9 protein-coding genes are annotated in these 9,503 nt (G+C 47.9%); 8 read left to right on the top strand and 1 reads right to left on the bottom strand.

Annotated features, from left to right (window positions below; translation table 11 throughout):
* On the top strand, positions 1-283 hold a 283-nt coding region (locus tag V3S16_RS08350; protein WP_413884221.1), incomplete at its 5' end, for a PIN domain-containing protein.
* A gap of 156 nt (positions 284-439) precedes the next feature.
* Here the strand turns inward: V3S16_RS08350 and V3S16_RS08345 are convergent.
* Positions 440-1,318 carry an HDOD domain-containing protein gene (locus V3S16_RS08345; RefSeq protein WP_413884220.1) on the bottom strand — a complete coding sequence of 293 codons (879 nt, stop codon included), beginning with the start codon at positions 1,316-1,318 and terminating at the stop codon, positions 440-442.
* A gap of 613 nt (positions 1,319-1,931) precedes the next feature.
* On the opposite strand from V3S16_RS08345, the gene V3S16_RS08340 reads away from it, so the two are divergent.
* From V3S16_RS08340 to V3S16_RS08310, 7 genes are all read left to right on the top strand, one after another.
* Complete coding sequence (locus V3S16_RS08340; RefSeq protein WP_413884219.1) at positions 1,932-2,171, top strand: type II toxin-antitoxin system Phd/YefM family antitoxin; 240 nt, start codon at positions 1,932-1,934, stop codon at positions 2,169-2,171.
* Positions 2,172-2,591 carry a type II toxin-antitoxin system VapC family toxin gene (locus tag V3S16_RS08335; RefSeq protein ID WP_413884218.1) on the top strand — a complete coding sequence of 140 codons (420 nt, stop codon included), beginning with the start codon at positions 2,172-2,174 and terminating at the stop codon, positions 2,589-2,591.
* A 71-nt stretch (positions 2,592-2,662) separates the two neighbouring features.
* Positions 2,663-2,950: a PBPRA1643 family SWIM/SEC-C metal-binding motif protein gene (locus V3S16_RS08330; RefSeq protein WP_413884217.1), complete on the top strand. Its 288-nt coding sequence runs from the start codon at positions 2,663-2,665 to the stop codon at positions 2,948-2,950.
* Between the two features lie 116 nt (positions 2,951-3,066).
* A complete protein-coding gene (locus V3S16_RS08325) occupies positions 3,067-3,879 on the top strand; it encodes a class I SAM-dependent methyltransferase (RefSeq protein ID WP_413884216.1) in 813 nt (270 codons plus the stop codon).
* Between the two features lie 315 nt (positions 3,880-4,194).
* On the top strand, positions 4,195-5,460 hold the full coding sequence (locus tag V3S16_RS08320; protein WP_413884215.1) for a metallophosphoesterase family protein: 1,266 nt from the start codon (positions 4,195-4,197) through the stop codon (positions 5,458-5,460).
* Entirely contained in the window at positions 5,457-8,975 is a 3,519-nt protein-coding gene (locus V3S16_RS08315; protein WP_413884214.1) for an AAA family ATPase, read from the top strand. The genes V3S16_RS08320 and V3S16_RS08315 overlap by 4 nt, the downstream gene beginning before the upstream one ends.
* A gap of 37 nt (positions 8,976-9,012) precedes the next feature.
* Positions 9,013-9,495, top strand: a complete 483-nt coding sequence (locus V3S16_RS08310) for an adenosine-specific kinase (RefSeq protein ID WP_413884213.1) — start codon at positions 9,013-9,015, stop codon at positions 9,493-9,495.
* Positions 9,496-9,503 lie beyond the last annotated feature (8 nt).

Raw genomic sequence — 9,503 nt, 5'->3', positions numbered from 1 at the left:
CGGTATTGTCCTAACTGAGGTACTGCAAGGAATTAGGAAGGATTCAGAGTTCAAAAAAACGAGAGATCTTTTCAACACCTTACTCTTCTTGCCAATGCCCTATCCTGTCTTTTTGAAGGCTGCGGAAATTTACAGGGGCCTGCGTCGTAAAGGTATCACCATTCGAAAATCCGTGGACTGCATGATCGCTTCAGTCGCTATAGAAAACGACATTCCACTCCTTCACAATGATAAGGACTTTGAGGCCATAGAGGAACACTGTGGCCTCAAGTGTTATAAATAATAAAAAAAATAACCATGTCATGACGCTGACTGGGTTTTCGCTACGCTCAACCCCAGCAGGTTATGTCTACGTTAGGTTTCAGATTTTTCACTAAACTAAATTAAGATATTAAAATGCTGACCAAAGATTGAGTGACATTAGGGAAAGCTTGGGTTGTTAAAGCTGGCCGACAAATTTGTCCACCTCGATCCTCAATTCGTAGATGTCTCCCATCATGGACAGAAACTCCTTCTCACTGCTGATATCGAGATAAGTTGCTGTTGAGTCGGCTATTTTGTGTTTAGTGTCTTTGCTCAGTTCCTCTGTGGACAATACTGCTACAATATTCCCCAAGCAGATCATACGCTGAGAACTTTCCGAAAAATTGTCATGCTCCACGTCGATCAGATCTTGAAGTGTATGAAATTCACAAGCATTCCTGATTATGTCCGGCAATCTCCAATGGTCGCAAAGTAGTTTGCCTAAGAAAGCGCTCGGTACCATTGCAAGATTTTCTTCTGCTTCGCTGAAAAGACAGCCTTTTTCTCTTTTGAAATTGGTAAGCGCTTTGTAGTGGTCAGGGAAAAACTTTAGATAAACCAATTTGCCAATGTCATGTAATATAGCGGCTGACCATAGGTCCTCATAAGACAACTGCGGATCATAATTTTTTGCAAGGTACTTGGTGGACAGAGCCGTAAAAAAAGAATGGAACCAGAACTTGTCGAGCTCACTCTTTTCCTCAATGGCCAGCGTATTGACCACGGACAAGGAAAGGGTCATCCGATAAACCTCATTGAGCCCCAAAAATGCAATGGCCGTCAGCACGTCTGATACTTGTCTGGGCATGCCGTAATAGGCAGAGTTTACAACTTTCAGCACTTGTCCAACCAAGGCTGGATCACCGCTGACAAATTCAGCTATCTTCTTGATATTCACGTTAGGGTCGTGGATAGCACTCTGAATACGAGTCAGTACCTCCGGCAAGCTAGGCAACGTGTGGTGCTCACGAAGAAATGTCTTTGGATCTATTTCGATGGGTTCAAGTTTTGTCATATTATGCAACTTCAAGTTCTTTGCAGAAAAAGATTGAATATCCTGCCGTTGATATCTCTATAGCTTGTCGATCTGTTCTTTATAGTTGTGGTCCAGTTCGATACATTTATCAAATAACCGTTTAGCCTCTGATGTTATTTGACTAGTCCGGCTTTTGCGTTACGCTCCAGTATTTTGTCATTGCAAAGTACAATATTCTATTATCGGCAAAAAGCCGCAAGATCTTGAGGACAAGTTGGTGCCTGTTATGTTTTTGAGCTGCTCATCCCAGTGCACAATGCACAAAAATATCAAAGTATTTATTATTCAAACATTCAAATAGCATGCCAAAAAGCCGAGTGATGTATTAGCTATATTTTGACCTTTGATTATAGCAGGTTATGGGAGGATCTTAAGGCAGGATTATTAAAAATATAGATTAAGGCGGCGTTTTAATTGACGTGCGGGAATCGCGGAATCGGGGTCGCATCTTGACTAGTGATTAAAATATTTAACATTTAGAGTAAATTCACCTTGATAACGTAAAAACTAATGGTTTTGACCTTAATATGGCGGTTGACAATTTAATCAATCCAAATTAGACTAGTCTCAAACTAGTCTAAGGAGTTATGCCATGGAAACCGTAGGTGCCTATGAAGCCAAAACCCATCTGCCCAAGTTGCTGGAACGCGTGCTCAAGGGTGAGCGTATAACCATTACAAAGCATGGTGTTCCTGTCGCTGTATTACAACCCCCTGATCCTGCAAAAAAAGTGGATACCCGATCAGTCATTGTTGAACTTAGAAAATTTCGTGACAAACACAGTCTTAGTGGAATCTCAATTCGGGACATGATTGAAGAAGGAAGGCGGTAAATGGTCGAACATTTCGTTGTCGATAATTCTGTTGTAATGTCATGGTGCTTCAAAGATAAAACAAACAATTACGCCGATACCGTTCTGAACAGGCTCACCGAAGCAGCTGCCGTCGTTCCATCGATCTGGCCCCTTGAGGTTGTGAATGTTTTGTTAGTGGCCGAACGACAAAAGCGGCTCGGTGAATCAGACAGTATACGGTTCATAACTTTGTTATCCCAACTTCCGATCGTTGTGGAGCATGAACGACCAGAAATGATGATGAAGGAGCTTTTGGCTTTGGCAAGGGCAAATAATCTATCGAGCTATGATGTCTCATATCTGGATCTTGCAATGAGGAAAGGCTTTCCAATAGCCACCATAGACAACAAGCTAATCGAAACAGCCAGAAGGATTGATGTTCCAATTCTTGCAGCTTGATCGAATTGGTGAATCAATTGAAATTCGCGTTCAGCAAGGCCTTAGAAGGGCATTTGGGGGGGGGTGAAAAGATGGAAAAAATATTTGATGGTAAAAGGAATGTAAAATTAGGCACGGCAAAGCATCCTGCTGTTGTTAATGTAAAAACAAAAAAAAGAATGAAAGAAGTCACAAAGATTTTTGAAAAAAACGGCTGGAAATATACCATTGAAGTAGACCGGACCAAGCCGGAAGATATTACCGATTTAGAAATATTATTGAATTGGCCGCAACCAAGGGAAGCCGAGCAGAAAGTCGGACGCAACGATCCCTGCCCGTGTGGAAGCGGAAATAAGTATAAAAAATGCTGTGGTAAATAAGGCTATTTTAAATATCGCAAGAATAATCCGCGCATAACCACCTGCTTAACACCGGCGATTTTGTCGGGTAAGAAAGCCGCGTATTTTAAGTGAAATGCAAAGGAAAAAAAGGTGAGATGACAAATTCAGCGCATAAATATGTACATGGTTATTCAGCAAGAGAAATTGAAAGGCTTGTTGATCAGGCGACAACATTAACGGAACTTTTACACAATGACACAAAATATCCGGCGGGTGCGTCAGTATTGGAGGCTGGATGCGGAGTGGGGGCCCAAACATTCACATTGGTAAAAAATAGTCCCGCAGCACGCTTTACTTGTGTAGACATATCCGAGGAGTCTCTGCAGGCTGCAAAAATGAGTTTGGATGCAACCGGACACCAGAATGCCACTTTCAAACAGGCTGATATATTCAACCTGCCTTTTCCGGATAATAGCTTTGACCACATTTTTGTTTGTTTTGTACTCGAACATTTAAAAAATCCGGCAGAAGCATTGCGTAAACTCAAAGCAAAACTAAAACATGGTGGCTCAATCACCGTGATCGAGGGAGACCACGGTTCCACATACTTTCATCCGGACAGCAAGGAAGCCTGGCAGACCATAAAATGCCTGATTGACCTTCAAGCTCAGATAGGCGGCAATGCCCTCATTGGAAGACAATTGTTTCCTCTTTTAGCTCAAGCAGGTTTCGTTGATCCTTCAATTTCTCCAAGGATGGTTTACGTTGACTCAAGCAGACCGGAATATGTTGAAGGTTTTACGAAAAACACCTTCATTGCCATGGTCGAGGGAGTTAGAGATCAGGCAATTGATACTGGGATTATTGACGAAACTACATGGGAACAAGGGATAAAGGACTTATATAGGGCAACAGAAGCAGACGGTACCTTTTGTTACACATTTTTTAAAGGTGTGGCATATAAATAGCAACCGCCCGGCCGGCAAACGGGACAAAAGGCAACTATCTCGCGGCTGAGACCATGGAAGCGAGACCTTTGCAAAACGCCCCTTTTTGCTCTCCGAGGCGTAGGCTCGCCTCTCCGAGGCGGAGGCCCGGTTTCTGTGTCCCCGATGAACGGGATTTGTCAACAGGCTCAAATTTTAATCCGCCTGAGGCGGATTAATCCTCGAAATACTCTATGTATTCCTTGACCGATCAACGCATTTAAGTGTAAATTTTTTTTGTTCGACCATTCCATTTAGCTTTCCAAAAAGAAAATTTTACAGACCCTGGGAGCAAACGTGTTCAAATTTCTGCATGCCGCCGATATTCACCTTGACAGTCCTTTACAGAAGCTTCAGCAATATGAGGGGGCACCCGTTGAGGAATTGCGTCAGGCAACGCGGCGGGCATTTGAAAATTTGATTGAGCTGGCCGTTTCTGAGGGCGTCGATTTTGTCCTTATTGTCGGGGATCTTTATGACGGGGACTGGAAGGATTACAACACAGGGCTTTATTTTGTTTCCCGGATAGCAAAACTGCGGGATGCGGGTATCCCGGTGTACATCGTCACCGGCAATCACGATGCGGCCAACACGATGACGAAAACCTTACGGCTTCCGGAGGGCGTTTACCTCTTCCCCATAGACGAACCCGGCACGTTCCGTCTCCCGGCTCTTGGCATCGCCATCCACGGTCAGGGATTTGCCACAAAAGCAGTGAAAAAAGATTTGTCTGTAGGGTATCCGGCACCTGTGTCTGAATATTACAATATAGGAGTGCTTCATACCTGTGCAACCGGCCGAGAAGGTCATGAGCCGTATGCTCCCTGTAGCATCGCGACTCTAGAGTCAAAAGGTTACGATTACTGGGCTCTGGGGCACGTCCATCAACGGGAAATCCTCAGCACGGAACCGTTGATTGTTTTTCCGGGCAATATCCAGGGCCGGCATATCCGTGAGACCGGTCCCAAAGGCTGCATGCTGGTTGCCGTAGATGAAAAAGGAAGCACACACGCTCACTTCCACCCCCTGGATGTTATTCGCTGGGTCCGGTGCCAAGTCGACACCGGTTTTACAGAAGACGCTGATGAGGCGGTTGACGCCATCTCGCTTGCGCTTACAGAACTTCTGGAAAAAAGTGAAGGATTTCCATTGGTGGTTCGGGTTGAAATCAAAGGAAGGTTGCAAGTCCACGAAGAACTATCAGGAGATCTCGAACGCTGGACCAATGAGATTCGATCTGCGGCGATTGATTTGAGCGGCGGGCGAATCTGGATCGAAAAGGTCACGCTCGACACCGCATCGCCGTCACCAACCGAGGTGCCCGGATTCGTCGACGGCCCCATGGGAGAAATACTCCATTGTCTGGATGAGATCAGCAAGGATGAAGATCAGTTGCAGTCGCTGGGGGAGGTCCTAAATGATCTTTTCAAGAAACTGCCCAGGGAACTAAAGGATGGTCCTGAAGCCATTACTCCGGACAGTAACGAGTGGTTGTCCGGACTCCTTGGTCAGGTGCGGTACATGCTGCTACGCCGGCTGACGGCAAAAGGAAACGGTCGATGAAAATCCTGGGGGTTAAGCTCATTGCGTTTGGTCCTTTCACCGACACCCATCTTGATTTCGGTGATCAAACAGGCGGCCTTTACGTTGTTTACGGGCCCAATGAGGCCGGCAAGAGTTGTGCCCTACGGGCAATTCGCCACCTGTTGTACGGTATTCCCACCAGATCGATCGACAATTTTATCCATCCCCACCCAAAAATGAGGATCGGCGGCGTCCTTCTTCGGGATGACGGCACCACCTTTGAATTCATTCGCCGCAAGGCCCAGATGAATACCCTGCGGGCGTCCGATGATGCCACCATACTCGATGATGCCAGCTTGAAGAGTTTTCTGGGAGGTATAGATAAAAATATTTTTACAACCATGTTCGGCATCGATCACGCCGATCTGGTACAGGGTGGAGAAGCGATCATCCAGGGCGGGGGAGACGTCGGCCAGGTGCTTTTTGCCGCAGGCTCCGGCATATCTGACCTGCGAAGGATTCAGGATACTTTTAAAGCCCAATGCGACGAACTGTTCCTGCCGAAAGGAAAGAAGCGTATCAATGTTGGGGTGAGCAAGCTCAAAAAGCTTCAAAAAGACATCCGCGAAGCCCAATTGCCGGGTCAAGAATGGGCTCGGCATGACGCGGCGCTGCGGGAAGCTCTCGAGCAAAAGCAATCTGTTGACCGTCAGCTCGAAGATCGGCAGCGGGGGCGGCATCGTCTGGAACGGATCAAGGAAGCTCTCCCGGCTATCGGTCTTCGCAAAGAACTCTTGAATGAGTTTAAAATGTGCCGCGATGCCGTTGTTCTTTCTGAGGATTTCAGGGACCGGCGCTTAGATCTTTTGACACGGCTTAAGATTGCAGAAAGCAATGAAAAACAGTCCATAGAGAGCCTGGAAGCAATCCATAAAGCCCTTGCAGAGTTGCATGTTCCCAAGCTCCTCGAGAATGCCGAGTCCGTTGAAGAGATTTACCAAGATCTAGGCAGCCATCGTAAAGCTGTAAAAGACAAATCCGGGCTTGCAGCACGGCACAGCGGGCTGCTGGCGGATGCCAAAGCGATCCTTAAAGGACTCCGGCCGGATCTTGCCCTAAACCAGGCCGATCAGCTTCGTCTGGTCAGGGCCCAAACGGTTCGGATTCAGGAACTGGGCAATCAATCTGAGCGGCTGATAGCCCAATCAGAAAGTATCCGGGAAAACAAAGAAAAACTGGCCTTCCATCTGGACCAGTTAAACACGAAGCTTGCCGGTATGCAAATGCTCAAAGACACCGGCCGGATTCGAAGGATAATTGAAGGCACTCTTAAGCAGGGTAACCTGGAAGAAAATTATCAGGCTCTGATTCGGGAGATTCAGGAGGCGAACCGGGCTGCCGAGATAACGCTAAAAAAACAGAACCTCTGGAAAGGAACCCTTGAATCGCTTGAAACGTTGCCGATCCCGTCTCTTGAAACCATTGATTCCTTTGATAAGCGTCTAGACGAAGCAGAATCGGCGGCAGCAAAGCTGATATCAGAAATCGATGCCGTTGAACGCCATGTAGTGGAGCTTGACGGCCAGATTGAACAGCTCAGGCTCGAACAGGAAGTCCCCACCGAGGATGATTTGCATCAGGCCCGGGTCAGACGTGATAGTGGCTGGCAACTGGTTCGTCGGGTTTGGAAAGGCGAATCGGAGTCGGGTGAGCGTGTAGCGGCATTCGTGGCATCCTTTCCGGCGGCAACCAGTCTGACTCAGGCTTATGAACAGAGTGTTCGGGATGCCGACGAGCTTGCAGACCGGCTCCGGCGGGAGGCGGATCGGGTCGCCAGGAAAGCCACGCTTCTTGCGGATCGTAAGATGCGCAAAACCCAGGCCGAACGCTTGCTAGCCCGGCTTGGAACCCATACAGCCGAACTTGAAGCCATTAGAACAAAGTGGATAGAACTATGGAAAGCTCTCGAAATTTCACCGGCTTCGCCGCGCGAGATGAGGGTCTGGGTTCAGAATCAGGTGCTGCTGGCCGGCCGGGCTGCTGAAATCCGGCAGCAAAAGACTAAAAGCGGTGAGTTGAAAGAACGCATAGAGACCTTCCGCCAGGAACTGGAACAAGGTCTGGTTGAGCTTGAGCAGGCCCCGGTCCGGGAGAAAGAGACCCTGGCAGACCTGCTTGACAGAAGCCAGAAAATGATGGATCAAATGGATCAAGTACGCATGCAACGGCAGCAGTTCATGCGGGATATTTCGCAACGGGAGGCGGAACTAAAGGAAATCTTGTCCCGATCGGAACAAACCGAGCAAGCGCTGGTTCAGTGGCGCTCCCGCTGGACGGAAGCAATTGATCCTCTGGGGTTAAACGCCGATGCTTCACCAGCCCAGATCCTGGCCGTACTGGAAGATCTCAAAACCCTGTTCGTTAAATTAGATGAAGCGCAGGTGCTTGCCAAACGGATCAGTGGCATAGACCGGGATGCTGATGATTTCAAAGCAAAAGTTGCCCGTTTGACCTCAAGCCATGCTCCGGAGCTGTCCGTACTTGAGGCGCAGCAGGCTGCCGCTGAACTCAATGCGCGGCTGACCAGTGCCCGCAATATAAAGGCCCGGCAGCAGGGGTTTGAAAAGCAAAGACAGCAAGAAGAAGATCAGCTCGATCTTGCCCGGAAAAGGATAACTAAAATAAAGGCGCAGCTTGCGGCCATGTGCCAGGAGGCGGATTGCCAATCCTTTGTAGATCTCCAGGCGGCCGAGGAACTTTCTATTCGTCGCCAAAACATTGAGAACCGGCTTGATCAATTGGAGAGCCAGCTTCGCAAACTGAGCGGCGGCTTAACGATTGACGAATTTGTTGGGGATGCCCTGAGCGTTGATCCCGACGGCATCGATCCGGCGTTGGAAAGGTTGACCGAAGCGATCGAGCGGCTGACGGTTCAGAAGTCCGAACTTGACAAAAGCATCGGGCGCGAAGAGAATGAGCTTTCCAAAATGGACGGCAGCGCTCGGGCGGCTGAACTGGCAGAAGAGGCCCAGGGACTTATTGCAGATCTTGAAGCTGACGTTCGGCAGTATGTTCGGGTTCGGGTTGCCGCAGAGGTCTTAAAAAAGGCGATCGAAAGCTACCGTGACAAAAACCAGGGACCGATTCTAAAACGATCCAGCAAACTCTTTGCCCGCATTACTTGCGATTCGTTTAGCGGCTTGCGGGTGGATTCCAACAATAAAGGCGATGCTGTTCTCGTGGGGGTCCGGTCCAATGGCAAAGAAACCGTCGGGGTCGAGGGTATGAGTGACGGGACCGCCGACCAGCTTTATCTTGCAATCCGCTTGGCCAGCCTGGAATCCTATTTGGAAAAGAATGAAGCCATGCCGTTTATTGTTGACGACATCCTGATCCATTTCGACAATGAGCGGGCGGCAGCCACTCTGCAAATTTTAGCTAAACTGGCCCGACAGACGCAAATCATCTTTTTCACCCACCACCAACATCTTGTAGAACTGGCCGAGGCTCATGCTGATAGGGACATTCTGTTTAAACATACACTAAAAATATAAAACCCTAAGCGAGCGCAAACAAAATATGGAGGTTGCCATGGAACTCAAAACAGTCAAAATTGAAAATCCGGATAACCTGAACATGATTTTAGGCCATACTCATTTCATTAAAAGCGTCGAAGATATCCATGAAGCCGTGGCCTCAACGGTTCCCATGGCGAAATTCGGACTGGCCTTTTGTGAAGCCTCTGATGTGTGCCTGATAAGACATTCCGGTACGGATAGCGAACTGGTTGAACTGGCCCAAAAGAACGCCTACGCCCTGGCAGCCGGTCACTGTTTCATCCTGTTTATGAAAGATATGTTCCCCATTAATGTTTTGAATACCATCCAGAATGTTCCGGAAGTGTGTAATATTTTTTGCGCAACGGCAAACCCGGTGGAAGTAGTTATTGCCCAAACCAAGCAGGGGCGGGGCATATTAGGCGTCATTGACGGTTTTGCCTCCAAAGGGTTTGAAACCGATACGGACATTCAGAAACGGAAGGATTTCCTCAGAACGATCGGTTATAAGCTTTAATCTAAACA

The sequence above is a fragment of the Candidatus Desulfatibia sp. genome (genome assembly GCF_036446775.1).
Lineage (GTDB): Bacteria > Desulfobacterota > Desulfobacteria > Desulfobacterales > UBA11574 > Desulfatibia_A.
This window is presented reverse-complemented; position numbering and strand designations above follow the sequence as displayed.